Origin of the sequence: Streptomyces sp. NPDC057486 (assembly GCF_042802415.1) — a bacterium.
Classification (GTDB): Bacteria; Actinomycetota; Actinomycetes; order Streptomycetales; family Streptomycetaceae; genus Streptomyces; species Streptomyces yanii.
In genome coordinates this window covers 1-24,588 of sequence record NZ_JBHVEE010000036.1, presented here as the reverse complement: position 1 = coordinate 24,588, position 24,588 = coordinate 1, and the positions used below count along the sequence as shown (strand labels likewise).

Genomic DNA, 24,588 nt, shown 5'->3' with positions numbered 1-24,588 from the left:
TCGAAGCACTACTCACCCAGGCATGAGTAGCAGCGCTCAGGTGTGCGGGGGACTGTGCTTCCTAGCCTGGCCTGCATGGACACGGAAGAGGGGCTCACGAGCGGTGGCAGCGGGACGGGCCGGATGTGGCATGTGGGCTGTATTACGGCCCTGCTCGGACTTTTTGCTCTGGGACTGCTGGGGCTGTGGGGTCTCTCGGAGATGGAAAAGGGCCTGGACGGATACGGCCAGATCGAGGAGGCAGCTGACGGTGCCTCCGGTAGCGTGGCCGACCCTCTGTCACCCGGTACCACCGCGCGATACGAAGACGGTCTCAAGGTGACCGTCAGTGCGCCACGGCGGGTTTCGCACGGGAGTGCCTACAGCTTCACCGTCACCTACGAGAACGGAACGGACACGGCGATCAGCCTCGGCGGCAGCTCAGCGGACGAAACTGCCTCAGAGTACGGCCCTGCCCCCCTTGTCATACGTGCCGGAGAGCCTCTCGACGACTACGGGCCCGACGACGGAAGCACGAGCGACTGGCTCAACCGCCTCGAGGCGGGCACGGAACTCCTGTCGCGGCTTGACGAAGGCAAGAGCGTCACCGTGCCGGTACGCGTCACCGGGAGCAGGAAAGGGATGCCGATCACGGTGGAGGTGGCGCCACCGGACGACGGTTCTCGCGAATCGGCCTACTGGCAGCTCACTCTGGACTGATACCGGTCGACGCGAAGACCGTGCCACCAGCCGGTGCACCCAAACCGTCCTGGCCCGGACCGGGTCTGCCCCCGGAATCACCGACCCTGCAGGACGGACAGGCCGGCAAGCGAGATCGAAGGGGCAGCACGCTCAACGCATGCATGCGACAGAAGGAGCCGACCTCTGCTTCCGGGACCTGCTGGGGGGCCTTGATACTCGTCCCTGACACAAGCCTTGGCCGAAGTCTCGGTCGAGACCCTGTGGTTCGTCGAGCGCAGTGAAGACGAACAGCTGGATCTGGACGACGCCGTCAAGGTCCTGGAGGGGGGTCGCCCACGTCATCGGGAGTTCTTGGAAGCATTCCCGGAGAGCCTCGGGCTCCGTCCCTGATCTTGCGTGGGTATCCCCGGCTTCGGGCGGGGAGGGAAACGCATCCTGTCGCCGACGCATCGCCCAGTCCCTCGGCCACCTCGCAGTCCGCCAGAGCGCCTGCCGCCTTCTCAGCGGGTGGAGTGGACTTCGGACTGCGGAACAGCCTCCGCCTTGGCCCGCAGTGCCGCGGCGCGAGGAACACGTAGACCGGTGAGCAGGTCGGCGGCTCGCATCCAGTGCGCCCGCGCCTGTGAATGGTCTCCGAGTTCCAGCAGGGCGGATGCGAGGTGGTCCAGGGTTTCAGCCTGCATGTAATCGTCGCGGACCTCTTCGAGGATCCGCAGCGACTTCCCGTAGCTGATGACGGCGGCATCGAGACGACCCAAATGTTGCTGGGCAAGGCCGATGGAGTCCCAGACGGATGCTTCGCCGCTGCGGTCCTTCACCTCCCGCAGCATGGGCACCGCTTCCTCGCACGTGGCAATGGCCTCCTGGTACTGGCCGAGCATGGCGAGGCAGAAACCCACACCGATGAGCGTGCGCGCGATCTCGCCGGTCCGAGAGAGTCTGCGGGCGATCGCCAGACTCCTGCGCGCGTGCTGCAGTGCCTCCTCGTGGCGCTGCTGACGACCACGCAGAAAGCTGACATTGCGCTCGACGCGGGCCTGGTGCTCCGTGGGCAGCCGCCGCAGTTGCCCGAGCATCATGCCGATGGGCTCGTCAGCCTCGTTCATCTGCCCCGTCTCGACCATGGCGCGCGCCAGGTGCGCGCCGGTCCGCGCGATGGCGACCGGGTCGTCGAGGACAAGGGCTGCGTCGAGCCCGATGCGCGAAGCCGAGACCTCCTCGGCCCAGCGCCCTGCCGCCGCGTTGTAGCCCATCCATTCCAACGTCAGGTTCACACGATGACGGAGCAGCCGCGGATCCTGCATGCTGCGCAGAGCGGTCGCGACGGACGACTCCTCCCGGTGGAACCAGTCCAGTCCCTCCTCGCGATGGTCGACGGTGACATGCACGACGCCCGGCGCCGGTGCATCGCCCACCTCGGAGGGGAAACGCGAGACGAACCGGCCGGCGGCGTAGGCGTTGTGGCGCAGGTAGTCCAGCAGGCGGATTTCGGCGCCGACGCGGTCGTCCTTCTCCTGCTGCATGAGTTCGATGCCGTAGGCCCGGATCAGGTCGTGCATCACGTAGCGGCCCTCGGCGTCCCGCGAGAGCAGGCTGGCTGCGGTCAGCTCACGCAGACGCCGCCTCGCCGTCGGCATCTCCACGCCCGCGAGGGAAGCGGCAGCCTCGGCGGACACCGCCGGTCCGGGATGAGCCGCCAGATATCGGAAGAACCGTGCCGACTCCTGGTCGAGCGCCCGGTAGGACCACGAGAACACGGCCCTGACATCGACCCGCCGGTCATCGGCCGCAAGGGCGTCCAGCCGCGGCCGGGCCTTCCGCAGCTCACGGACGCTGTAGCGCAACGACAACTGTGGGCTTCCGCTCAGCTGCGCGCCGACGACGGCGACTGCCAGTGGCAGGTACCCGCAGAGTTCGACGAGTTCGGCGGCAGTGTCCGGCTCGGACCGGCACCGGTCGTCACCGATCCGGGCGGCGAGCGCGGCGAGAGCCTCTTCCTGTGTCCACAGATCCAGGCTGATCGTGGAGGCGCCCTCCTCCGCGGCCAGGCCGGGCAGCTGGTTCCGCGAGGTGATGAGGGACAGGCAGCCGGCAGGGGGCAGCAGCGGCCTGACCTGTTCGGCGTCCCGCGCGTTGTCCAGAACGACGATCAACTGCCGGGATGCGGTCCGCTCCCGGAACAGGACACCGCGCTCCCGGGTACCGGGCGGTATGTCGCTGCTCGGTACCCCGAGTGCCCGCAGGAACCCTCCCAGGGCCTCACCTGGGTCCAGAGGGCGTGAGGACTCCTCGAACCCGCGCAGGTTCACATACAGCTGGCCGTCGGGGAAGCGATCCGCCACCTGGTGAGCCCAGTGCACTGCCAGTGTGGTCTTGCCCACCCCAGCCATACCGCCCACCGCGGCGATCACGACATGCCTGCCGTCCCCGGTGACTTGGTCCATGGTTCCGTGCACGGCCTTCAGTGCCTTCTCATGACCACGGAACACCGCGAGATCGGGAGGCAGTTGCCGGGGAACCTGCTGCGCCCGCAACGTGGACGCCTGCACAAGGCGCCGACGCTCGCCCTCGTCCAGTTCGAGAGCGTCCATCAAGTCGCCCAGAGTCGACTGGCGCGGAAGGCTCCGGCCACGTTCCATGTCGCTGATGGCCCGGACACTCACCCCCGAAGCCTCCGCAAGGCGCTCCAGTGTGAGCACAGACCGCTGCCGTGCCTCACGCAGCAGGCGGCTGAACGTCTCCTTGCTCATTCCACTCCCTGGTGCCGCGCTGTCAGATGCCTGCTGAAGGGCCGGCGGTGTGCTTCGGAATGTCACGAAACGTAGCAGTTCTGGAATGGATATTCACCGCGAGTCTCATATGGTGAGCCCACCCTGAGACAAGATGAGGTGTCGCCGCCCGGGGAGCGGGTTCTCCCACGTATGCCGCGGGTGCCGAGGCGACACATGTCTCCGTGCTGCCGGACAACGACTCCGGTTCGTCTCCGATGATTCGCCCGCCTATGTGTGGGCAGGCGGATCGCTCTTCGCCGCCGCCCTCGTCTCCTTCTTCCTCGTCGGCGTCGGTCGCTCCGGTGTCGCCGTCGACGACGTGCGGGCCGGGGGAGCGAGGCGCGGTGCGCACAGGCTGAAGTGCGCTGTTGTCCAGGCCGGCATGCGACACAGGTCCGCCCTTCACCGCCCTTCATGCCCTGAGGGCGCCAGTTATGGACCGAAAGGTCCACACGCGTGCGACGATGTCCTTTGAGGAGACGGCGGCCGACCGCGTCGCAGGCGGGCGCCTCGGGCGATGCGCCAGGTACCTGGTCAGCGCCGAGGACCGTCCTCTTTGCCGCGCCGGATCCAGTGCGCCCGGCGCTGGTAGCGAGCGACTGGCGGGGTGACCGCTGGACCGTGCGACGGCGCGGCCTCGCCGGTCGGCGGTGGGGTCGGGGTGGGCGTGTCGCTGGGCGGGCGGAGCCCTTCCGCCGAGTACTGCGTCGTGGCGATGCTCTCCACGAGCTGCTCTTCGGTGAAGCTCTCCGAACCGGGCACATGGGGTACGAAGCCGATGAGCACTCCGTCGCTGACGACTTCCGCGTCGAGCCCCGAGGCCCCGTCGACGTCCCACAGCGCCTCGATTCCCTCGTCGAGGACGACCCGGATCCCGAACTCGTAGACACCCGCCTCTACCAGATGGGCCATCACGCCACGGGCACGAAGCGCCGACACCAAACGGCCGGCACGTTCCGAATCCATACCGGGCGCACCTCCTTCGAGTGCGGGCGCGCGAAAGGGACAACCGAACGCAGGCACGTCCCGAGTGCCTCGGAACCGTCCTGGCGAACGGTGGCCTTGCCGGTCTCACCGGGGCGAACCGGCAAGGATCCCTACCGTACGGCCGCCGCCTCTGCCAGCTCTCGGTGTGCTCCGCCAGGCTCTCACCCTCCGCCTGGGACGGCCCGGGTGCGCCACATGGCGGGATACTCGGCCTCGGCGGGATCCGTGTTCCCTTCCAGCCTCTCCCCTTCGGCCTGTGACGGCGTCGGGTACCTGACGTTCTGGCCCATGACCGCCTCCGCGGCCGCAACACGTGCCTACAAAATGAGCCTAACGCGTCGCCCGGCTGCCGGCCTGGGCTGCCCGCATCGCCGCACAGGCCCGGCCCGGACAGCAGCTGCCGCACGACGCTGTTGTGCGCTGTCTACGGTCGTAGACAGCGCGCCGTATGCTGGTTTTCATGACTGGTGAACAGCCGCCTCGCCGGCGGGACGCGGCGGCGACGCGTGAAGCGATCCTGGCCGCCGCGGCCGTGGAGTTCACGGAGCACGGATACGACCGGGCGGGGGTCCGGCAGATCGCCGAGCGGGCGGGCGTCACGGCGATGATGATCAATCGCTACTTCGGCTCGAAGCAGGGCCTGTTCGCCGAGACGGTCGACCGCTGCTTCGAGCCGCCGACCGTCGTGGGCACCCAGCGCGACGATTTGACGCAGTCGATGGCCCGGTCCCTTGCCGAGCGCACGGCACCCGGCGCTGAGCGCCTCGATCCGTTCCTGTTGATGCTGCGCTCCGCGTCGGACCCCGAGGCGGCCGGCATCGTCCGGCGGGGGATCGAGGCGCATGTGGGGGCGCGGCTGGCGGGGCTGATCGGCGGCTCGGAAGCCGACGTCCGTGCCCAGTTGGGGCTGGCACTGGCCGCGGGGACGTGGTTGTTGCGCACCGTCGTCGGTGTCGGCGCGCTGGCGGCGGCCGACGACGACCGCCTCGCTCAGTTGCTGGCCGACATGCTCGAACCAGTGACGGGTCAAGCCCGGGTCCCGGGCTCCGGAGCCTAGATGGCGATGTCGCCGGTGTGAGGGGTACGGGGCGTTCAGAAGGCAGAGCGGATGAGGCCGCCATCGACGCGGATGGTGGCTCCGCTGACGTACTGCGCGTGCCGGCTGCACAGGTAGGCGACTGCTGCCGCGATCTCGTCCGGTTCGCCGAAGCGGTTCTGGTCGTTGGGGATGAGGGCATCGACGGCGTTCGGGTGGATTTCCTCCCAGGTCCGGCCCCAGCCGCGGGCGGGTCCGATCTGTGTGACGAGGTCCTTCACGCTGTCCACGAGGATCGCGCCGGGGGACACCACGTTCGAGGTGACGCCCGTGCCCTTGAGGTCACGGGCCAGTGAGACGGCGAGGTTGTGGCGGGCGGCGAGCGTGGCGTTGTACTGCGGGTGGGTGTTCATCGGCTGGGAGGCCAGGCCGCCGCCGATGGTGACCACGCGTCCCCAGCCGCGCTCGCGCATCGCCGGGACCAAGTGCTGGATCATCCGCACGCCTGAGACGACATTGACGTTGTAGGTGTCATTCCACTCCGTGGGCGTCGCCTCCGCCCACGAGAGGTGACGGTAGAAGCCGGCGTTGTTGACGAGGATGTCGATGGGGCCGTCGGCGGTGGCAGCCCGGGCGACATCGGCGGCGCCGGCGTCGGTGGCCAGGTCGCCCAGCGCCGTGGCGGCCGTTGCGCCGGCCGCACGGACCGACGCCGCGACCGCCTCCACCCGGTCCTTGTCGCGTCCGTGGATCACCACGGCTGCGCCTTCGGCCGCCAACATCCTGGCCGTCGCCTCGCCGAGCCCGGCACTGGAGCCGGTGATCAGCGCGCGCTTGCCGGTGAGATCGAGGTTCATGTCCTGTTTCCTTTCCTGAGCCGGCCACCCTCGCGCCCCGACGGTGCGAGCAGCGGGCGGCCACACCAGTAAGTATACAATCGTAGACTTAGCGAGTCACGGCAGAACCGGCGAGGCAGCGGCAGCCACCGCACCAGGGCCGTCGGCCGAGCTGGGAGTGCGCCTCTCGGGCCCTGTGGTCCTCATCCGGAGTGGGTGTGCGCGGGGGCCTCGGGCGGGCCCGGGTCTCGGGTGGGGGGCGTGCGGACGAGATCGGGACGGGCCAGCGCACGGCGGTCGCTCCGCGCTGCCGCTCCGGCGCCCGCCGCTACCGGCCCTGCCGTTCTTGGGCTTCGAGCTGCTGGATCCGGCCCCGGGTCTGGCGCAACTGCCAGTCCAGCCACTCCTGAAGAGCCCGGAGCTTGTCGAGGCGGGATATCGACCCGGGGTCGGACATGGCTATGCCGCCTCGTCCCGGGCAGCTTCGTGTGCGTGCTTGAGTGCCATCCGCGCTGCCACCACACCGCTGTCGAGGGTCGCCCGGTATGGGTGCGTCGCCACTTCGGTGCTCAGCCGGTGGCTTTATCGAGCAGTAGTGACGTCATTTGTCGACGGGTTTGGGAGGCGCTCAGAACCACGGTCGGGTGATGTTGATGAGTTCGGGAGGCGCTGGGGTTCTTGCCAGGGCAGCATCGGGATGCTCCTGGTGAAAGGTCCTGGTCATGCCGCAGATGTCGAAGGTCGAGCTGTACGCGGCGATCCGGCGTGACCATCGCGGCGGCATGTCGATGCGGGAGCTTGAGCGCAAGCACGGCGTGACCTGGCGGACGGTACGCAAGGCGTTGGACTCGTCCTGGCCAGAGCCTCGTAAGAAGCTGCCGCCCCGTGCCACCACGCTGGACCCGTACAAGGCGGTGATCGACGAGATCCTGCGGGCGGATCTGGACGCGCCGCGCAAGCAGCGGCACACGGTCACCCGGATCTTCCACCGGCTGGTCGAGGAGCACGGGGCGGACGTCTCCTACGGTGTGGTGCGCTACTACGTCGCCGGCCGGAAGCCCGAGAACCTAGTCGAGTCCGGCAAGGCACCGCTGGAGGCATTCGTCCCGCAGACTCACCTGCCCGGCCATGAGGCGGAGGTCGACTTCGGGGACGTGACCGTGCGTCTGGCCGGCGAGCTGGTGACCTGCTACCTGTTCTCCTTCCGGCTCTCGTACTCGGGCAAGGCCGTCCACCGCGTGTTCGCCCCCTGCGGCCAGGAAGCCTTCTTCGAAGGCCACGTCCACGCACTGCGGACACTGGGCGGGGTTCCGAGGACCAAGGTCCGCTACGACAACCTGAAGGCCGCCGTTTCCCGGGTTCTGGGGCAGAGCCGGGCGAGAACGGAGGCCGACCGGTGGATCGCCTTCCGCTCGCACTTCGGCATCGAGAGCTTCTAATGCCGACCCGGCATCGAAGGCGCCCACGAGAAGGGCGGAGTCGAAGGGATGATCGGCTACTTCCGCCGCAACCACTTCGTTCCCGTCCCAGAGGTCTCCTCGCTCGCCGAGCTCAACGAGATGGTCGAACAGTGGGACCGGCAGGACGACGCCCGCCGCATCGGCTCCAGGCCCAAGACGGTCGCGGAGTACTTCGCCATCGAGCAGCCGCTGCTGATGCCGCTGCCCGAGGAACCGTTCGAGACGGGCCGATTGTTCACTCCCCGGGTCGACCGCTAGGGCCAGATCCCGGTCCGCACCAACCGCTACTCGGTCCCCATCCGGCGGATCGACAGCGCCTGCCGCCTGCTGCGGCTGCCGTCGATCCGCAACGAGTTCTCCGACATCGCCGAGCGGGCGCTGAAGGACCAGATGAGCTACCGGGGCTTCCTGGCCGAACTGCTGATGGCCGAGTGCGACGACCGGGCCCGCCGCCGATCTGAGCGACGGATCAAGGCGGCGGGCTTCCCGCGGGAGAAGTCCTTGCGGGCGTTCGACTTCGAGGCCAACCCGAGCATCGACGCGGCGACCGTCCACACCCTCGCCAGCTGTGAATGGATCAAGAAGAGCCAGCCGCTCTGCCTGATCGGTGACTCCGGCACCGGCAAGTCCCACATGCTCATCGCTCTGGGCGCCGAGGCCGCGATGAAGGGCTACCGCGTCCGCTACACGCTCGCCACGAAGCTGGTGAACGAGCTGGTCGAAGCCGCCGACGAGAAGCAGCTGACCAAGACCATCGCCCGCTACGGCCGCGTCGACCTCCTCTGCATTGATGAGCTGGGCTACATGGAACTGGACCGTCATGGCGCCGAACTCCTCTTCCAGGTCCTGACGGAGCGCGAGGAGAAGAACAGCGTCGCCATCGCCTCCAACGAGTCCTTCGGCGGCTGGACCAAGACGTTCACCGACCCTCGCCTCTGCGCAGCCATCGTCGACCGCCTCACCTTCAACGGCACGATCATCGAGACCGGCACCGACTCCTACCGGTTGGCCAGCACCCGGGCACGAGCTGAGGAGCCCGCAAAGGCTGGCTGACCTTTGCCGCTAGGCAGAGTGTCCGCCACGGGGCGGGCACCCGCGCACACGACTGGGCCACCTCAGTGGCGACAAGGCTTACAGCTCGCGCCAGAACCACCGCTACCTGCGAAGGTTATGGCTTCGCCCGTGATCCGCCCGACAGCGCTTAGGCTTCCGCCGTGAACGGCACCACATACGGCATACGGATCAGACCAGGCAGCCTGGCCGACGCACCGGCCATTCTGGACATGCTCGACTCCGCGGTGGCCTGGATGAACGATCGCGGCAATACCGAACAGTGGGGCACGACACCGTATTCGCAGAAGCCCGGCGGGGTGGAGCGTGTGGAGCGATACATCACCGATAACGCTCCACACATCGCGGAGATGAACGGAACACCTGTCGGAGTCCTGGTGCTGGACTCCGGACCCAGCCCGCAGATGCCGATCGCGCCGGCGGAGGAACCCGAGCGGTACGTCCGGCTGCTGGTCTCCGACCGACGGCACGCCGGTCTGGGCATCGGGCGGGCGCTGCTGGCCCATGCCGCCGAGGAGACCCGGCGGGCCGGTGTGGAGCTGCTGCGGGTCGACTGTTGGGCGGGCGGTGGAGGCGAACTGGTCGCGTTCTACGAGCGCAACGGTTTCACCCCCACCGACCGTTTCCTGTCCGAGGACTGGCCGGGACAGGTGCTGGCCCGGCGGGTCGGCTAACGGCGCGGGCAGGTCAGCAGGCGACGGACTCCTTCCGTTCTTATCGGTCGGCGGTGACGCCCGTGTCGCACGGCGGCGCTGGACGGGGACAGGGGCAATCCGCCCACCTTGATCCACCGGACAGGTCCTACCTGCCTCGACGGCCAGCCGCTCTGACGGGCGGCTGGCCGTCCCACGTTCGGAGCACGGCAGTGCCGTCATTTCTCCTCGACATTCCAGAGCCGGTGGATCACCAACTGCCTCCGGAAAACGTCGATAAACGCTGTTCCTAGAAATCAACGAGGCCAGCCACAATGGCGCCATGGGAGACCTAGGTGGGGAAGAGGTCGCGGTGTGGCGTGTCGCCGGGGGTTCACGTCCCGCGGTGTATGTCATGTCGGCCGTTGTTGTGTTCGCAGCTGCTCGGTGCTGGTTCTGGTGGGTGCTGGCACCGACGTGGGCGGGTGTCCGGCTCGCAGGCGTGTGGACTGGACTGGCAGCGGGTGCCTGCTGCTTCTTCTGGTGGGTGATATTGCGAGTCCGGCTTGAGATCGGTCCTGGGCTGGTTGTCGCGGTCAACCCGTGGGGTACTCAGCGGTTGCCGTTGGAGCAGGTCACGCATGTAACGCTCGGCAACTGGGGTGCCGAGTTCCACCAGACTGACGGGTTCAAGACCACCGCCTATGCCCTCAGCGACATGGCAGGATACGCGGGCAAAGTGCAGGGTGCGAAACGCTTCGCAGAAGTCCAGGCCGCGCTTGAGAGGGCACAACGGCCCGCTTGATATCCGGTTCAGGCTGCTTGTGTCAGGTCGGGCGGGTTAAGGGCCTGGCCTGTGGGGGGCTTCTTCTGGGTGATGCGGCGGGTCATTAGCGTGATGGCGGCCCAGGTGATGAGGACCGGGCGCCGGGCCAGCGAGGTGCTGCTGATGGACTTCGAGCCGCTCTCCGACATCCCCGGCCTCGACACCACCGCCGTCCCCGAGGGTGGGATGGTCGCCCGGCTCCGCTACCAACAGACGAAGATCGACGGGGCGCCGAACACCATCCTCGTCGGCCGCGACGTCGTCGAGATCGTGCGGGAACAACAGGCATGGGTGCGCGAACAGTGGAACCTCGGCCCCACCGGAACGGTCCGCTACCTGTTCCCGAAGACCACCGGCAACCGGCACGGCACCAAGTCCTGGGAGACCAGCAACTACAACCGCGTCCTGAAGCAGTTCAGCCACCACCTGGACCTGCGCGACTCCTGCGGCGAGTTCCTGCTCTACTCACGCAGCCACCGGCTCCGCCACACGAAGGCGACCACCCTGATCAACGCCGGCGCGCCTATCCACGTTGTCCAGCGCTACCTCGGTCATCTCTCTCCGGAAATGACGATGCGCTACGCGGCGACCCTGACCAGCACCGCCGAGCGCGAGTTCCTCGCCCTGGCCAAGATCGGCCGTGACGGGCGCGAGATGGGCATGGACCGCCGAGACATGCTCGACCTGGTCCAACTCGACCGCCGCACCGACCGCATCCTGCCCAACGGTTACTGCCTGCTGCCGCCCACGCGCTCCTGCGACAAGGGAAATGCCTGCCACGGCTGCGACCACTTCGCCACCGACCGCACCTTCCTGCCCGACATCCAACGTCAGCTCACCGAGACCGAGTCCCTGGTCGCATCCCGGAAGGCCCGACACGCCGACCGCTACGGAGAGCTAATGAGCGAGGCCAACGTCTGGCTGGAACAGCGCAACGCGGAGATCCGCAGCATGCGCCTGGAAATCACCGCCCTACAAGCCCAGCCGGCCGACAGCACCGCCGTCGTCCGCGGCACCGGCGTGCTCGGTCGCACCGGCTACCAGTACACCGTCAATACACCTGCTCACAAAGGGACATAGCCCGCATGACCACCCGCCCGACCACCTCGGTCCCTGACGCTGCCCCAGCCGAGAACCGGCGCATTGCCGCCCTACGGCAGGCAGCCCAGGACGAGCACGAGCAGGCCGTCCAGCGAGCAGAGGCAGGTATCCGGCGACTGGTCAAAGCAGGCGAGGAGATCAACTTCCGGGCTGTCGCCCGCGCGGCGGGCGTCAGCCCGGACTTCCTCTACGCCCACACCGACCTGCGCAAACGCATCGAAACCCTGCGCGGCCAGCAACGGGCTGACCACCGTCCCCTCCGTCAGGACCCGTCAGCCGACGACGGCACGGTGATCCATAGCCTCACCGAGGCCCTCCGCCGCGAACGCGCCGCTCACCGTGAGCGCGTCCAAGAGCTCGAACAACGGCTGGCCGCCGCCCACGGCGAGATCCTTCGCCTCCAGCGTCGGCTTCGGGAACGCGGCGACGCGCCCCGGTGAACGACAGGCCAGCCGCTACAGTCGGCAGAGCGCCAGAACAATGCAGTTGAGGCCGGAGGATCAGCCCGGCACACTCGCCCGGTGAGCCACAACGAACAAGCGGGCAGATGGGACGGACCCTGGTACAGAGTCCGCACGGAGCACTTCGAGGCGGCGTTCCTGCCGGATGCCGGCGAGGACTTGGAATCGGTGGACAACATCGATGTCTTCGTGGACCTCAACGACGGAACCCGGTGGAGTGCGACCGTCATCACCCTCACTCAGGTGGAGACCATCATGAAGCGGTGGGCGGTGACCGGGGAGGCCCTCGGCGGCGCATACTTCTCGTGCTCGGATGGCCTCATCGTCCGCGACGCCGGCATCAGCAATATGACCCAGGTCCTCGTCGGCCTGGTCGAGACCGGCGACTTCACGCACATCCTTCAATGCATCGACGAATGACTGCAGCCCCGGTCCACGACGAGCTGATTCTGAACCACCAGTAAGCTGCCCCGGCCGAGTCTGGGACATCCATCCTGAGGACACGATGCTCTCCGAATACCAGCAGCAGCTGAGGGATCGTTTCCTCGCTGCCCCCGTCATTCCGGCACCACACCCTTGGCAGCCCGTCTCCGAGCGGCGATTGCCCATCGGCGGGCTACTCGGAGTCGGCTTCGGGATCGACCCCGCCAGCGGAAACGACCTCCTGATGGTCGTCTCCAGCAACGGTCACGGCGTCTTCGACGCCTCCACGGGGCAGCGACTCGTCCGTGACCACGACCCCGACCCCGATCACAGCACACCAACTGGCCCCAACTTGTCCTGTCCTGGACTCGGACCGCTCGCTGGCACTGAGGTTCGGATCGCTGGCCTGTTCGGCGGCGGCCTCCACTCCACCACCGAGGACGGATGGACCGTTGAGGTCGTCAGCCCGGATTGGCCGCACCACCGCGTTCTCCTCTCGGCCGATGGAGGACTCTGCCGTGGTCCCGCCGGTGAGAAGTGGTGGCACATCTTCCACGCCAACTACTCCGAACTGCGAACCGTCGGTTTCTCCTCCTCCGGACGCACACTCGCCGTCGCGACAAGCAGCGACATCACGCTCTGGACAAGGCCCAGCCTCGACGCCTGAACCAGAGTGGCGTCCACGCTACGGACACCGTCGGCAGCGCTACGAACTGCACAAATATGGTCGCCGCGGCCACCGACCCCGGATAAGCGGAGACCTTCGACTTCGACGCCAACCCGAACATCGACGCGGCGACTATCCACACCCTGGCCAGCTGCGAGTGGATCAAGAAGAGCCAGCCACTCTGCCTGATCGGTGACTCCGGCACCGGCAAGTCCCACATGCTCATCGCTCTGGGCGCCGAGGCCGCGATGAAGGGCTACCGCGTCCGCTACACGCTCGCCACGAAGCTGGTGAACGAGCTGGTCGAAGCCGCCGACGAGAAGCAGCTGACCAAGACCATCGCCCGCTACGGCCGCGTCGACCTCCTCTGCATCGACGAACTCGGCTACATGGAACTCGACCGCCACGGCGCCGAACTCCTCTTCCAGGTCCTGACCGAACGCGAGGAGAAGAACAGCGTCGCCATCGCCTCCAACGAATCCTTCGGCGGCTGGACCAAGACCTTCACCGACCCCCGCCTCTGCGCGGCCATCGTCGACCGCCTGACCTTCAACGGCACCATCATCGAGACCGGCACCGACTCCTACCGGCTCGCCACCACCCGAGCACGAGCGGAACACGCCGAGGCGGGGTGATCCGTGCTGATGAGCAGTTTCACTGACACGTAATGGCCGCGTCGGCGCCACAGTCAAGGAAGCGTTTCACGGCCTCCACGACATGCGCGGGCACCCGGGCGGGGAGGCCCGTGAGCGGGAAGAACCTCAGCTCTCGCCCCTCCCCAACCACCAGATCCCGCACCGAGCCCGAGTGATGGATGTGAAAGACAGTGAGGAGCTTTCCATTCCCTCCGTCCTCGAGTGCGTCGATCAACTCGAAGAGTGGGCGGGCAACCTGCACACGCATGCCAGTCTCTTCGCGAAGCTCACGCTTGATCGCCGCCAAAGGCTCCTCACCTGGCTCCAGTGACCCTCCAGGGAAACCCCAGAATCCGGGATGTGCAATCCCAGGAATGTCATCTCGCAGCTGAAGCAGCACCTCGCGATCTGGGCTCGTCACGATGGCCACCGCGGCGCGTTGAGAGTCAGGCACAGCAGACACGTCGATCACCATCACACCCTATCGATCTCGGTGACCCCAAACCAGGCGTCCCACGCGAGCCCCTAACACGGCAGTGCCTTCATTTCCCTTGAACAATCGCGAGCTACGTGATCAGCAACTGCTGTCGAAACTCACAGACAAACGCTGTCGCTTGAAGTGGACGAAGCCAAGCCGGAGCAGCTCCGCCTGGAACCGGCGCACTTCGGCGGCCTGCTCCTGCGTGTAGCCGGGGCTGTCGGCCTTGCCGGAGTGGAAGCTGGTGCACGGCTGCCGCTCGCTGTCCCGGCCGGGCATCGGTTCGGCCGGCGAGGGGAGGCCGGCGGTAAGGATTTACGCACCAACGGGCCGAAGACGCCTTGACCACGTCCGCCACAGGTCGCGTACACGCGCTCAGCGCAGGCGGCTGCCGAGGCTCAGGGCGATGTGGTTCACGGTGGTGGTCATTCTTGCGGTGTCCTGGGGACGGACCCAGAACAGGACGCGGCCTGCTCCGGCGGTCGCGTAGGCGTCGACGTCGTGGAGTTCGCCGCCGAAGAGGGTGACGGGGATGGGCTCGTCGGTGCCAGGATTGCGAGCGGTCTTCTTGAACTCGGTGATGTGGTCGAGGGCGTGGGGGCGGAGCATGGGGATTCATTCGTCGCCGTAGGCGATGACGCGTCAGGCGACGTTGGCGCCGCATTTCATGACCGGTCCTCGTGCTGGTCGACGGCGATGACGATCTTGCCGACCTGGCCGCCGGCCTCCAGATAGCGGTGGGCGTCCGCGATGGCCTCCAAGGGGAACGTCCTGTCGATCACGGGGGCGAGCTCTCCCTTGGCGAGGCCGTCGCTGACGAACGCGACCGCTTCGGCCCGCCGACGGTCGTCGGTGGTGATCTCGAAGAGTTCGAACCCGCGGATGGTGAGGTGCTTGAAGAGGACCTCACCGACGTTCAGCGGGGTCGGCGTGCGGTTGAGAACGCCGTAGACCACGATGACGGCTTCGTGGGCGGCGGCCTCGACCAGGTCGGCCAGGGCCGGACCGCCGACGGGGTCGAAGATGACCCGGGCGCCCTTCCCGCCGGTCAGCTCACCCACGCGTGCGGCGACGTCCTCCTCGGCGGTGGCGATGACCTCGTCGGCCCCGGCCGCCAGGAGCTGCTCGCGCTTGGCGCCGGTGCGAGTCAGGGCGATGGCCCTGGCCCCAGCCTTGTGGGCGACCTGGATGGCCGCCAGGCCGACGCTGCTGGACGCCGCGGAGATCACGACGGTGTCCCCGGCCCGGACGCCCGCGAGGTCCACCAGGCCGCCGTAGGCGGTGACGAACTGCATCCACACCGACGCGGCCTCCTCGAACGACAGACGCTCGGGGTGGGCGACGACAGCGCCGGCGGGCGCGAGGACCGCCTCGCCGTGCATGGGGTAGTCGGTCATGGCGAACGAGGGCACCACGCTGACCGCCTCGCCCACGCTCAGCCCGCTTACGCCGTCCCCGAGAGCTTCGATCACGCCCGCGGCCTCGTACCCGATCCCGGAGGGGAAGACGGGGTCGATGCCGTACTGGCCGAGCCGGAACATCGACTCCGCCCGGTTCAGGCCCAACGCCCGGGTGCGGATGAGGACCTCGCCCGGTCCCGGCGCGGGGACAGGGACCTCTTCCAGGCGCAGGACGTCGGGGCCACCGGTCTCATGGAAACGGACAGCGCGGTTCATATCTGACTCCTTGGATGCATGTGATCGACAAAGGTCCCGTCTCCGGAGGCGGGCGGATGCGGCGCCCTCCGGGCGGTCCGCCCCCGTGGAGGGGCGCGGACCGCACAAGGCCTTGAGGCTGGGGTGTGTCCGGCGCGGGGCCGGGATGCGTCAGGCCGCGCCGTGGCCGACGGTGACGACGATCTTGCCGACCTGGCCGTTGGCCTCCATGTAGCGGTGAGCCTCGGCTATCTCGGTGAGATCGAAGGTGCGGTCCACGACCGGGGTGAAGGAGCCCGAGGCCAGGCCCGCGTTGACGAACGCGACGGCTCGGGCGAGGCGTTCGGGGTCGGCAGTGATCTCGAAAAGGGTGTAGGTGCTGCTGTTGAGCGCGGGGAAGGACTGCGCGTTCGGCAGCGGGGTGGTGCGCGGGTCGAGCGCGCCGTAGACGACCAGGAAGCCGCCCGGGGCGATGCCCTGGGCGAGGGTCTCGACGCCGGGCCCGGCGATCGGATCGAAGACCAGGCGCACACCTTCGCCGCCGGTGATCTCCTTGATCCGGGCGGGCAGATCCTCGTCGTTGGTCACGATGACGTCGGCCGCGCCCGCGTCCAGCAGGCGCTGCTTCTTACCCCGGCCGCGAGTGGTGGCGATCGGGATCGCGCCGATGTGGCGGGCGATCTGGATCGCCGCCAGGCCGACGCTGCTGGAGGCCGCGGTGATCAGCACGTAGTCACCGGGGCGCACCCGGCCGCTCTCGGCCAGCGGGCCGTAGGCGGTGATGTAAGCCATCCACACCGCCGCCCCCGTCGTGGCGTCGACGTTCGCCGGGCGGGGAACCACGGCCGATGCCGGAAGGATCACGTGGTCACCGTAGGTGCCGTACTCGCTCTGCAGGAACGCGGGCACGACAGCGACCAGGTCACCCTCGGTGAACGACTCCACGCCCTCACCAACGGCCTCGATGACACCGGCGGCCTCATAGCCCAGCGTGGAAGGGAAGGCCGGCTGGTAGAAGTACGCGCCGTCCCGGTACATGATCTCGGCCCGGTTCAGGCCGATCGCATCGACACGGATACGCACCTCACCCGCCCCCGGAGCGCGGTCCTCGACCTCACGGAGGGAGAGAACCTCGGCGCCGCCGAGACGGTCGAACTGTACGAGCTTTGCCATGGTGCACCAGTCCACAAGAGAAGCAGATGGGGTAAAAGCCGCATTCGTGACGCGGCACCATCCACACTGCCCCACACTTCGATGGCAGTCAAATTTTGAGCGTCATCGAAATATGTACCCGGGGTGCGCACCCAGCCCGCTCAGGCCTCCTTCGCCTCCGCGGCAGAGGCCGCGATGACTGCCGAGAGCAGCCCGGGGAACCGCTGCTCCATCTCGTCCTTGCGCAGCGTGTTCATCTTCGCCGTACCCACGTAGTACTGACGGATCACGCCCGCCTCACGCAGCACGTTGAAGTGATGCGTGAGCGTCGACAACGAAACCGGCGCCTCGAACGTGCCGCAACTCAGATCCTCACCCGCCCGAACCAACTGCGACACCACCAGGCGACGCACGGGATCCACCAGCGCCTCCAGAACCTGCTGAAGGGAGACCTGGGCCAGGTCAGGATGATCCACGGTCCGAGCGGCAGCACGAGGACGAGCCACGGTGACTCCTTGAAGAAAGCGTAGGTGCAATCTACCCATACTACGATCGCCATCGAAGCAAGCCGTCGGACGGCACCGCCCCCGCACGACCGGAGTGATCGTGCGGGGCATCGGACCGTCCAGGCCGGACCAGGTGACCGGGGGCGTGAGGGAACCCGCCCACCCGCAACGGACCGGCCCCCCCCGGAGGGCCGTCACCGAACGGGACGCGAAAGCGGGAACCCAGCGCATCCAACACCGTTCGGGATGCGCCCGGTACGCAACAGTTGGTCCAGGACTCACTCACGCAGACTGGCTAGGAACGGTCGCTGTAGGACACCGCCCGGCCTCCCGCGAATGGCAGCAGCCGGTCGGCTTCTTGTTCCAGGGCCGCCCGGTCGGTGGCGCGGAGTGGTCGGAACGGGGTGAGCCGCAGCGTCCCGGTGTCGAGGGACCATGTGCCGTGCACCCGGCCGTCCACCAGGAAGGTGGGCCGTACTTGTGCCTGGCCGGGCATCACCCGCTTCCGGTCCTCGTCGCTGATGACCCGGGTCCGGTCGGCGTGGCCGAGCAGGGCGTTGTCGAAGGCGGGCAGCAGCCGTACCGGAGCGGGCGTCTCGGGGTCGGGCAACTCGGCGTCGGCCAGATCGATCAGATCCCTGCCGTCGGGGCCGGAGTAGCGGCGCAGTTCGGCGCGCATCTCCGCGACGACCTCGCCCAGGCGGGTCAGTCCGCACCAGGCCTGGACGTCCTTCACTCCGGCCGGGCCGAAGGCGGCCAGATAGCGGCGGATCAGCTCCTTGGCCGAATCCTTGGCGGCAGTCGGCGTCGCTGCCGGCGCCATCGGCTGTCCCAGCCAGACGTCGGCGGGCGTGACCGAGATCGCCGACCGGTTGCCCCAGGAGCCCCATGCGCCGGTGGCCGCGCCATGGACGAGGGGGGTGCGCAGTTCCACCTCCCCGGCCAGAATCCGGCCGTCGCGTCCCGGATGGCGTTCGGCCAGCCGCCGGGCCAGCTCCTTGCGCGACAGCGTCCCTCCCGCGAGCAGGCCGAGTCCATCGGCCACCAAGGACGCCGCGTCCAGGCCTGTGCTGTTCCGGGTGAAGTGGGGGGAGCCGGCCGTGCGGTCGAGCACGGGCTGCAGCAGCGGCCGCAGCCGACGGAAGTCGTCGGCTGCGGCGAGGTGCTGGGTACTGCGGAGCAGACCGGAGCGGACCACTTGCCGGTCCTCCAGCAGTGCGGTGAGCTCGGGCTGCGTGAAGGAGTGGATCCTGCTCCACAGCCCGACGTAGGCCCAGTTGGGCTCCTGTGCCTGCAGTGCAACCAGTCGACGGATCACCTCCAACGGGGTGCGATCGGTGCGCCGCAGCAGAAACTGGCGGCCCATCAGTGCTCGGTTCAGGGCCCGGAGGGAGAGTGTGGTCACGACAGCCGCACCGAGACATTGCCCTTGTAGGAACCCTGCAACAGGGAGAGGAACGCCTGCGGCACGTCCTCGATCCCACCCTCGATCACTGTCTGCGGGTAGACGAAGCGACCCTCGCCCAGCCAGCTGCTGAAGGCCTCGCGCCAGGACGCGCTCTGATCGGGCGTCTGGTAGCAGGAGAACGGCAGCAGCTCGACGCCCCTAGCCTCGGCCGCCGCGCGATCGGGCTGCGGAAAGCGCTGCGCCGCGTCACCGAGCTGGCTGGACAGTGAGCCGCAGAGGGCGAAGCGCGCTCCGGGCCGGGCCCTCTGAAGCGCGCCCTCGTACTGCTCGCCGCCCACGACGTCGAAGAAGACGGAGATGCCCTCGGGCGCGAGCTCCCGCAGCCGGTCGGCCGTAGAGCCGTCGTGGTAGTCGAAGGCGGCGTCGTAGCCGAGCTCGTTCACCAAGTAGTCGGCCTTCGCCAGGCTGCCGGCGCTGCCGATCACCCGCGCCGCGCCGAGGCACTTGGCGATCTGCCCGGCCAGCGAACCAACCCCGCCCGCCGCGCCGGAGACGAAGACCACGTCGCCTTCGCCGACGGACGCTACCTCGGCCATCCCGTAGTAGGCGGTCGGTCCTTGGCCGAGGTAGTAGCCGGGGTCGGCGAAGAGCTCACGATTGAGCTTGAGGTACGAGCCGGCCGGGCCGGCCGAGTACTCGCTCCAGCCGGTCATCGACTGGACCAGGTCGCCGATCTCGAGTTCGGGGCTGTCGGATCGGACCACGGTGCCGATGGCGGCCACCCCCACTCGCTGCCCCGGCTGCCAGGCCGGGACCGGGATGGTGCAGTCGGCCCGCATCAGCTCCAGGTAGGTCGCGGCGAGCCCGATCTGGTCGGTGCGTACCAGAACCTCGCCGTCCACCTCGGTCTTGGCGACGGTGAAATGGTCGAGTGTGGGGGTGCCGGTGATCTGGGCAGTCAGCTGGATCTCACGGGCGATCATTTTTCGGTCCTTACCTCGGGTGTGGCCGTCGAGATCGACTCTAGGGAGGCTTCCGGCCACTTTCTGACCGGAAGTCGAGGCAGGATGTCGGCATGGCGAACACCAGCTCACGGACCCTCAGACTGCTCTCGCTGCTGCAGACCCACCGGCACTGGTCCGGCCTGGAACTGGCCGACCGGCTCGGGGTCTCCGAGCGGACGCTGCGCCGCGATATCGAGCGGCTGCGCGAGCTCGGCTACCCGGTCGGCGCGGCCCGGGGCACCGACGGCGGCTACCAGCTCGCGCCCGGCGCCGTCCTGCCGCCGCTGCTGCTGGACGACGAGGAGGCGGTGGCGCTCGCGGTGGGCGTCGGCGACGCGGCGCAGAGCGGGATCGCGGGTATGGAGGAGGCGTCTTTGCGCGCACTCACCAAGGTGGTGCGTGTCCTGCCGCCCCGGCTGCGGGCCAGGGTGGACGCCCTGCGGGCGATGACCCTCTCCGCTGTCGTGTCCGGGCCGGTCGTCGCGGCGGGGGTGCTCACCGCGGTCGCCCAGGCTTGCCGGGACGAGGAGCGGCTGCGGTTCTGCTACACGGCCAGAGGCTCCGCACTCACTGAGCGTGAGGTCGAGCCGCACCGCGTGGTCGCACTCGGCGGACGCTGGTACCTGGTGGCCTACGACCTGGGCCGGCACGACTGGCGCAGCTTCCGCCTCGACCGGCTGACCGAGCCGACGGCGACCGGCACGCGCTTCCGGCCGCGACTGCTCCCGGCCGAGGATGCCGTGGCCTTCGTCCAGGCAGCGAGCGGGCCTCCGGCTCCGTACACGGTCGAGGTCCTTGTGCACGCGCCCTCCTCGCGGGTGCGGCAGGTGATCGGCCGCTGGGGCACGATCGAACCGCTCGATCAGGACAGCTGTCGGCTCACCATGACTTCGACCTCTCTCGACTGGCCGACTCAGGCACTGGGCAACGTGGGCTCCGAGTTCGAGGTCCTGGGCCCGCCGGAGTTCGCCGCGCACGTCCAGGAGTGGGGCGCCCGCTTCCTCCGGGCCACCCGCGCACCCGCATGACTTTCCTCACCGTGACACCGCGGCGGTGGCGCAACATTCGTGGCAGCCGACGAGGAGGTGGAAAGAGGTTCTGCAGGCGCAGGAGGGCTTGAAAATCGGTCCCACAGCGGTTCGGTCAGCCATGAAGTACGGACAGGGATAGGCCTCCCCGATGATCACAGCACGTGGTAGCGACTCCACGAGCGCCAAGACCTATGCCTGGTTTGGTGCCGCGCGAGCCCCGGCGCCAATCTGCGCGAGCTCTAAGCACGAAGGGGCCCGGAGAACGCCCTAGTGGCCTTCAGGAGCGGGTGCTCACGTGTGGGTCGCTCGGTCGGCGCCGACCTCCATGCCCCAGCACTCGATCCTCGTCAGGCATCCTCCGGCCTGGCCCGGATGCCAATCGGCGCAGAGTCAGTAGGTTCTGCGGCGCAGGCTCCGCACGAAGAGTGGCACCGACAGCAGAAGCAGGGCTCCTTCGACAACCAGGCTGACCAGCCCGAGGGGTTCAGCCCAATTACCGACATCGTCGCCGTAGTGGGGCAGCCCCGGCCCCCTGGAGAGGATGTAGCCCAGCAAGGGGCCGATGGCGACCGCGGCTGCCAGCAACCATCCCAGTCGGACGAGGCCGATGAGGAGCAGCACGGCGGCGACCACGGCCGCGATCTCCAGGACGTGGTAGGCGACGCCGATGTAGTAGGGATCCCTCGTTGCCGTGATGCCGCCCTGGTCCACGACATGGATGGCGGCCACCGCGAGGCACAGGAGGGCTCCCACCCACCTGGCCACCCAGGTAGCCCCCGGCACCGTCGCGGTGTGGTGTGACATACGGAGGTGCCTTCCCCTTGTTCTTCAGCAGCATGTGCCTGCCGCGCCGCGATCCCATCTGCCAGGTTGGCTCCTGAACAGGCAGCGCGCCGTACCTGTGTCAGGTCCCAGCGTCAGCGGACGGCCGCTCGCCGTCGCCCTCGACGGTGCAGACGAGTGACGCGGAAGAGGTACCGACGCGCGGACGGGCGCCTCACTTCCAGCAGCCCGGTAGACGGGCACACGTGCCCCCGCGTGCCCGATGACGGGGTACTGCACGGGGAACAGCGGGGAGTCGCGGCGACTATTGCAGAAACGTGCAGGTCAGCTTCTCGCCAGGTCAACGCGTATCCGCAGGTCACCATTGTGGTGCTGAGGATCGTCTTCGTCCCGTATCTCCGCCGTCAGTTCGCCCTGGTGCGTTCAGGACAGCGGATGCAAGCACTGACTGGCCGTCAGCAGACAGCCTTCTGGTGCACCTTCTTGGTCGTCACAGCCCTCAACGGCCCCTCATACGAGGTGTATCCGGCCGTTGGGGTGCAATGGGGCCCGGGTGCGGACAAGGGGGCTGCGAGCCCCGGGCTGTCGGTGTCACCAGCTGCCGTGGCCGCCGTCTCCGTGTCCGCCGCCGTGGTGGCCGGTGCCGCCCCCGCCGCCCTCGGACCAACTGCCCGGATCCAGGTCGTGGCCGAGGCTGTGGCCGCCGGTGGTGAAGTCGGCGTAGAGGTCGCTGAGCTCGCCGAGGAGCTGGCGGGTGAGGACGTCGGCGCCGGTGGTCAGCGCCGCAACGAGTTCCTCGTCGGCTGCCGGGTCCGCTTTGGCGGTTGCGGGAGTGAGGCGGTCGTTTGCGACGAGGGTGGCCAAACGGCGGCGGCCGGTGATGCCCCGCAGGCCCGGGTAGGCGGCAGGCGCGAGGCCCGCAGCCTGGACGAGGGCGGCGAGGGTGAGGTCGCGGTCGGCGGTGGAGATTGCGGAGCCGGAGCGGACCACGCTGTCGAGACGGGCCAGCAGCGCCTGGCGGCGCGGTAGGTCGACGGAGAGAATGTCGTGGCGGGTACGGCCGCTGGGGTCGCGCCAACGGCGGACCCGGACCGCCTTCTGGTCCTCGAGCCGAGAGAGATATTCGATGGTGAGGGAGCGTGGTGTGCGGCGCAGCCAGTCCTTGAGGCTGGGCGGGGGAGTGGTTGTGCCCAGACGGTGCAGGACGTTGTTCAGGCGGCGGTCCTCGACGCGCTGCGAATCCATCACCTCGATCCGCCGGGGGCCGACCGCGATTCGTCCGGCCAAGCCCAGATCCGCCAACTCCGATGCCCGCAGGGCGAACCGGAGCCGGTCCTCGGCCCGTAACCGTATTCGCCGCCTGCCGGGGCGTATCGCGAGCAGGAGCAGTTCATCCCCCGTGGTCATACGTGCCAGGGTACGCGCGGCCGTCCGTGGAGCGGAGACCTTCACGAGCATCGTCTGCACCCTCATCTGCTACCGCAGGCTCGTGCCCACCCGGAGCAGCAAGGCTCAGGTGTTGGCGGCGCCATAGTGCAGGACGTTGCCTTGTGGAAGCAGATATCCGATGTCCCGCGTCTGCGGCAACCTTCCTGCCAGCGTCGATGCGTCGGTGCAACCAGAGACCTCGAAGCCGATGATCCCCAGGCTGAAGGAGGCGCTCTTGAAGGTCTCGGTCCCGATGGCAGCCAGCCATTCGTCCATCACGTCGGACCTGAAGAAGGGCCGACCGTCCCAGTACGCAAGACCCGCGTGACCCAGCGCACCGACGGGGACATAAAAGTCAAGCCAGTCGCCGCTTTCATCACCGCCGCGGATCGCCACACAACCGCACACGACCAGTCGGCCCGTCGGCAGACGGACCTGACCGTGGAGGTGGCCGAACTCGGTCAGTGAACCAACCGTGCACGGCACGGGATCCTGCTCCTCAGGTTCACGGTCGCTCTGCCCGAAGCACCCGTGAACGTCTGCGGCGGACCAAAGAGCACTCAGGACGGCCTGAAGCTGGGCATCATCACTCGATCCGACCTCTATGGCCAGCTCGTAGTAGCCATCGGACCAGTTGGTCTGGTCCCGGAAGGCCGCGGGACTCGTCATGGCATGATCATGCGGCAGAGCCCGCTCCAATACCACCCGTATTCAAGCGCGCGGCCGGGCCAACTGAGATGACTTATAAGGGCAGTCCCGTAATCCCTGGCGGGCGTACGACGACAGCTGCGGTACCTCGCTGCGTTGTCGGAACGCCCGAATACGCCCAGTATGAGGACGCTCCTCCGCGATGCGATGAACCGTATCTGACGCCGCGCGCTGTTCCGCCAGGGATTACGGGACAGCCCTTGGTGCTGTGACCGCGTAGGTTCACCGGGTTGGTGCCGAACCGGGCCATCAGCGCGGCCTTGCCCGACCATGCAGCCGCCAGCCGCCAGCCGCCAGCCGCCAGCCGCCAGCAGCCGCCGCCAGTAGCCGTCTCTCTTCAGCTGGATCGGTGGTGAACGCTCCCGTTGTCGCGAGTTAGGCCTCGCGGCCCTCGAACCGCTGCGCTGCCAACTGTTGGACCTCCAGCAGATACCCCGACCGCGGTACCCGACGCCGCTCGCGTACCACCACATCGCCTTGGGCATCCACTCGGTTGTGGTTACCCGAGACGTCGGCCCAAGACTTGCCCCGGCCGTCACCGGGCGCTGAGCGCCGCCCATGCCTCAACGGCGGTAGATCTGCGGAGTTCAGCTGCCGACAGACGCGTGTCATCACCCTCGCTCGCAGTCTGATGACGGACCGCCCTATGCAGGGACAGGCTTACCGGCGTGCGGCAGCCCCTCTGCCACGTCATGCACACAGGGTTCGGCCGCACCCGGAGCACGGGCAGGCTGCGAGCGCTGGGCACGACGTGCATTCCCGCAGGCCCCGCACCGACGCACACGATCTTCACCGGCAGCACATCCATGAGGACCACGGAACAGATGAGGCGCCTGCCTTTCCAGACG

The 24,588-nt window shown here is 68.2% G+C and carries 27 protein-coding genes and 1 pseudogene; 13 read left to right on the top strand and 15 right to left on the bottom strand.

From position 1 onward, the window contains the following. The first annotated feature begins 75 nt into the window (after positions 1 to 75). A complete protein-coding gene (locus ACFU6I_RS18825) occupies positions 76 to 699 on the top strand; it encodes a hypothetical protein (RefSeq protein ID WP_384367711.1) in 624 nt (207 codons plus the stop codon). A gap of 482 nt (positions 700 to 1,181) precedes the next feature. Here the strand turns inward: ACFU6I_RS18825 and ACFU6I_RS18820 are convergent, their stop codons facing one another. Together ACFU6I_RS18820 and ACFU6I_RS18815 are read right to left on the bottom strand one after the other, a co-directional pair. Continuing rightward, positions 1,182 to 3,431 carry a tetratricopeptide repeat protein gene (locus ACFU6I_RS18820; RefSeq protein ID WP_384367708.1) on the bottom strand — a complete coding sequence of 750 codons (2,250 nt, stop codon included), beginning with the start codon at positions 3,429 to 3,431 and terminating at the stop codon, positions 1,182 to 1,184. Positions 3,432 to 3,986: 555 nt separating this feature from the next. Beyond that, positions 3,987 to 4,418: a hypothetical protein gene (locus tag ACFU6I_RS18815; RefSeq protein WP_384367705.1), complete on the bottom strand. Its 432-nt coding sequence runs from the start codon at positions 4,416 to 4,418 to the stop codon at positions 3,987 to 3,989. Between the two features lie 481 nt (positions 4,419 to 4,899). Between ACFU6I_RS18815 and ACFU6I_RS18810 the strand changes: the two genes are divergently transcribed. Next, positions 4,900 to 5,496, top strand: a complete 597-nt coding sequence (locus ACFU6I_RS18810; protein WP_384367702.1) for a TetR/AcrR family transcriptional regulator — start codon at positions 4,900 to 4,902, stop codon at positions 5,494 to 5,496. 35 nt (positions 5,497 to 5,531) lie between these two features. On the opposite strand, the gene ACFU6I_RS18805 is transcribed toward ACFU6I_RS18810, so the two are convergent. Both ACFU6I_RS18805 and ACFU6I_RS18800 read right to left on the bottom strand, forming a co-directional pair. Continuing rightward, the gene (locus tag ACFU6I_RS18805; protein WP_384367699.1) at positions 5,532 to 6,332 is read right to left on the bottom strand and encodes an SDR family NAD(P)-dependent oxidoreductase; all 801 of its coding nucleotides are present in this window, start codon (positions 6,330 to 6,332) and stop codon (positions 5,532 to 5,534) included. A 307-nt stretch (positions 6,333 to 6,639) separates the two neighbouring features. Then, positions 6,640 to 6,768 (bottom strand): hypothetical protein, encoded by a 129-nt coding sequence (locus tag ACFU6I_RS18800; protein WP_384367696.1) that lies wholly within the window; start codon positions 6,766 to 6,768, stop codon positions 6,640 to 6,642. 265 nt (positions 6,769 to 7,033) lie between these two features. On the opposite strand from ACFU6I_RS18800, the gene istA reads away from it, so the two are divergent. The 10 genes and pseudogenes from istA to istB (ACFU6I_RS18750) all read left to right on the top strand — a co-directional run. After that, positions 7,034 to 7,750, top strand: a complete 717-nt coding sequence (gene istA / locus ACFU6I_RS18795; protein ID WP_384367693.1) for an IS21 family transposase — start codon at positions 7,034 to 7,036, stop codon at positions 7,748 to 7,750. Positions 7,751 to 7,798: 48 nt separating this feature from the next. Further along, positions 7,799 to 8,029, top strand: coding sequence for a hypothetical protein (locus ACFU6I_RS18790; RefSeq protein WP_384367690.1), 231 nt, complete (start codon positions 7,799 to 7,801; stop codon positions 8,027 to 8,029). A gap of 6 nt (positions 8,030 to 8,035) precedes the next feature. Next, positions 8,036 to 8,824 carry an IS21-like element helper ATPase IstB gene (gene istB, locus ACFU6I_RS18785; RefSeq protein ID WP_384367794.1) on the top strand — a complete coding sequence of 263 codons (789 nt, stop codon included), beginning with the start codon at positions 8,036 to 8,038 and terminating at the stop codon, positions 8,822 to 8,824. A 161-nt stretch (positions 8,825 to 8,985) separates the two neighbouring features. Beyond that, the gene (locus ACFU6I_RS18780; protein WP_384367687.1) at positions 8,986 to 9,516 is read left to right on the top strand and encodes a GNAT family N-acetyltransferase; all 531 of its coding nucleotides are present in this window, start codon (positions 8,986 to 8,988) and stop codon (positions 9,514 to 9,516) included. Between the two features lie 373 nt (positions 9,517 to 9,889). Next, entirely contained in the window at positions 9,890 to 10,279 is a 390-nt protein-coding gene (locus ACFU6I_RS18775) for a hypothetical protein (protein WP_384367684.1), read from the top strand. Between the two features lie 72 nt (positions 10,280 to 10,351). Next, entirely contained in the window at positions 10,352 to 11,380 is a 1,029-nt protein-coding gene (locus tag ACFU6I_RS18770) for a tyrosine-type recombinase/integrase (RefSeq protein ID WP_384367681.1), read from the top strand. Between the two features lie 5 nt (positions 11,381 to 11,385). Continuing rightward, entirely contained in the window at positions 11,386 to 11,841 is a 456-nt protein-coding gene (locus tag ACFU6I_RS18765; RefSeq protein ID WP_384367678.1) for a DUF6262 family protein, read from the top strand. A gap of 81 nt (positions 11,842 to 11,922) precedes the next feature. Continuing rightward, positions 11,923 to 12,282, top strand: coding sequence for a hypothetical protein (locus ACFU6I_RS18760; RefSeq protein WP_384367674.1), 360 nt, complete (start codon positions 11,923 to 11,925; stop codon positions 12,280 to 12,282). Between the two features lie 85 nt (positions 12,283 to 12,367). Continuing rightward, positions 12,368 to 12,952 (top strand): hypothetical protein, encoded by a 585-nt coding sequence (locus ACFU6I_RS18755; RefSeq protein ID WP_384367671.1) that lies wholly within the window; start codon positions 12,368 to 12,370, stop codon positions 12,950 to 12,952. A gap of 95 nt (positions 12,953 to 13,047) precedes the next feature. Beyond that, positions 13,048 to 13,587: pseudogene (gene istB, locus ACFU6I_RS18750) on the top strand (IS21-like element helper ATPase IstB); the annotation flags it as partial. Positions 13,588 to 13,606: 19 nt separating this feature from the next. On the opposite strand, the gene ACFU6I_RS18745 reads toward istB (ACFU6I_RS18750), so the two are convergent. The 8 genes from ACFU6I_RS18745 to ACFU6I_RS18710 form a co-directional block, all read right to left on the bottom strand. Beyond that, a complete protein-coding gene (locus tag ACFU6I_RS18745; protein ID WP_384367668.1) occupies positions 13,607 to 14,062 on the bottom strand; it encodes an NUDIX domain-containing protein in 456 nt (151 codons plus the stop codon). 99 nt (positions 14,063 to 14,161) lie between these two features. Next, positions 14,162 to 14,344 carry a hypothetical protein gene (locus ACFU6I_RS18740; RefSeq protein WP_384367665.1) on the bottom strand — a complete coding sequence of 61 codons (183 nt, stop codon included), beginning with the start codon at positions 14,342 to 14,344 and terminating at the stop codon, positions 14,162 to 14,164. 96 nt (positions 14,345 to 14,440) lie between these two features. Continuing rightward, the gene (locus tag ACFU6I_RS18735) at positions 14,441 to 14,674 is read right to left on the bottom strand and encodes a hypothetical protein (RefSeq protein ID WP_384367662.1); all 234 of its coding nucleotides are present in this window, start codon (positions 14,672 to 14,674) and stop codon (positions 14,441 to 14,443) included. 56 nt (positions 14,675 to 14,730) lie between these two features. Then, complete coding sequence (locus ACFU6I_RS18730) at positions 14,731 to 15,741, bottom strand: zinc-dependent alcohol dehydrogenase family protein (protein ID WP_384367659.1); 1,011 nt, start codon at positions 15,739 to 15,741, stop codon at positions 14,731 to 14,733. Between the two features lie 150 nt (positions 15,742 to 15,891). Further along, positions 15,892 to 16,893 (bottom strand): zinc-dependent alcohol dehydrogenase family protein, encoded by a 1,002-nt coding sequence (locus ACFU6I_RS18725; RefSeq protein WP_384367656.1) that lies wholly within the window; start codon positions 16,891 to 16,893, stop codon positions 15,892 to 15,894. A gap of 140 nt (positions 16,894 to 17,033) precedes the next feature. Continuing rightward, positions 17,034 to 17,348: an ArsR/SmtB family transcription factor gene (locus ACFU6I_RS18720; protein ID WP_384367653.1), complete on the bottom strand. Its 315-nt coding sequence runs from the start codon at positions 17,346 to 17,348 to the stop codon at positions 17,034 to 17,036. A 325-nt stretch (positions 17,349 to 17,673) separates the two neighbouring features. Continuing rightward, the gene (locus ACFU6I_RS18715) at positions 17,674 to 18,783 is read right to left on the bottom strand and encodes a winged helix DNA-binding domain-containing protein (RefSeq protein ID WP_384367650.1); all 1,110 of its coding nucleotides are present in this window, start codon (positions 18,781 to 18,783) and stop codon (positions 17,674 to 17,676) included. After that, positions 18,780 to 19,769 (bottom strand): zinc-binding dehydrogenase, encoded by a 990-nt coding sequence (locus tag ACFU6I_RS18710; RefSeq protein ID WP_384367647.1) that lies wholly within the window; start codon positions 19,767 to 19,769, stop codon positions 18,780 to 18,782. The genes ACFU6I_RS18715 and ACFU6I_RS18710 overlap by 4 nt, the downstream gene beginning before the upstream one ends. 92 nt (positions 19,770 to 19,861) lie before the next feature. On the opposite strand from ACFU6I_RS18710, the gene ACFU6I_RS18705 reads away from it, so the two are divergent. Beyond that, on the top strand, positions 19,862 to 20,818 hold the full coding sequence (locus tag ACFU6I_RS18705) for a helix-turn-helix transcriptional regulator (RefSeq protein WP_384367644.1): 957 nt from the start codon (positions 19,862 to 19,864) through the stop codon (positions 20,816 to 20,818). Positions 20,819 to 21,211: 393 nt separating this feature from the next. Here ACFU6I_RS18705 and ACFU6I_RS18700 read toward each other — a convergent pair whose 3' ends face one another. From ACFU6I_RS18700 to ACFU6I_RS18690, 3 genes are all read right to left on the bottom strand, one after another. Beyond that, entirely contained in the window at positions 21,212 to 21,625 is a 414-nt protein-coding gene (locus ACFU6I_RS18700) for a hypothetical protein (RefSeq protein ID WP_384367641.1), read from the bottom strand. A 570-nt stretch (positions 21,626 to 22,195) separates the two neighbouring features. After that, positions 22,196 to 23,011 (bottom strand): GPP34 family phosphoprotein, encoded by an 816-nt coding sequence (locus ACFU6I_RS18695; RefSeq protein WP_384367638.1) that lies wholly within the window; start codon positions 23,009 to 23,011, stop codon positions 22,196 to 22,198. 105 nt (positions 23,012 to 23,116) lie between these two features. Then, the gene (locus tag ACFU6I_RS18690) at positions 23,117 to 23,701 is read right to left on the bottom strand and encodes a hypothetical protein (RefSeq protein WP_384367635.1); all 585 of its coding nucleotides are present in this window, start codon (positions 23,699 to 23,701) and stop codon (positions 23,117 to 23,119) included. Positions 23,702 to 24,588: the final 887 nt, after the last annotated feature.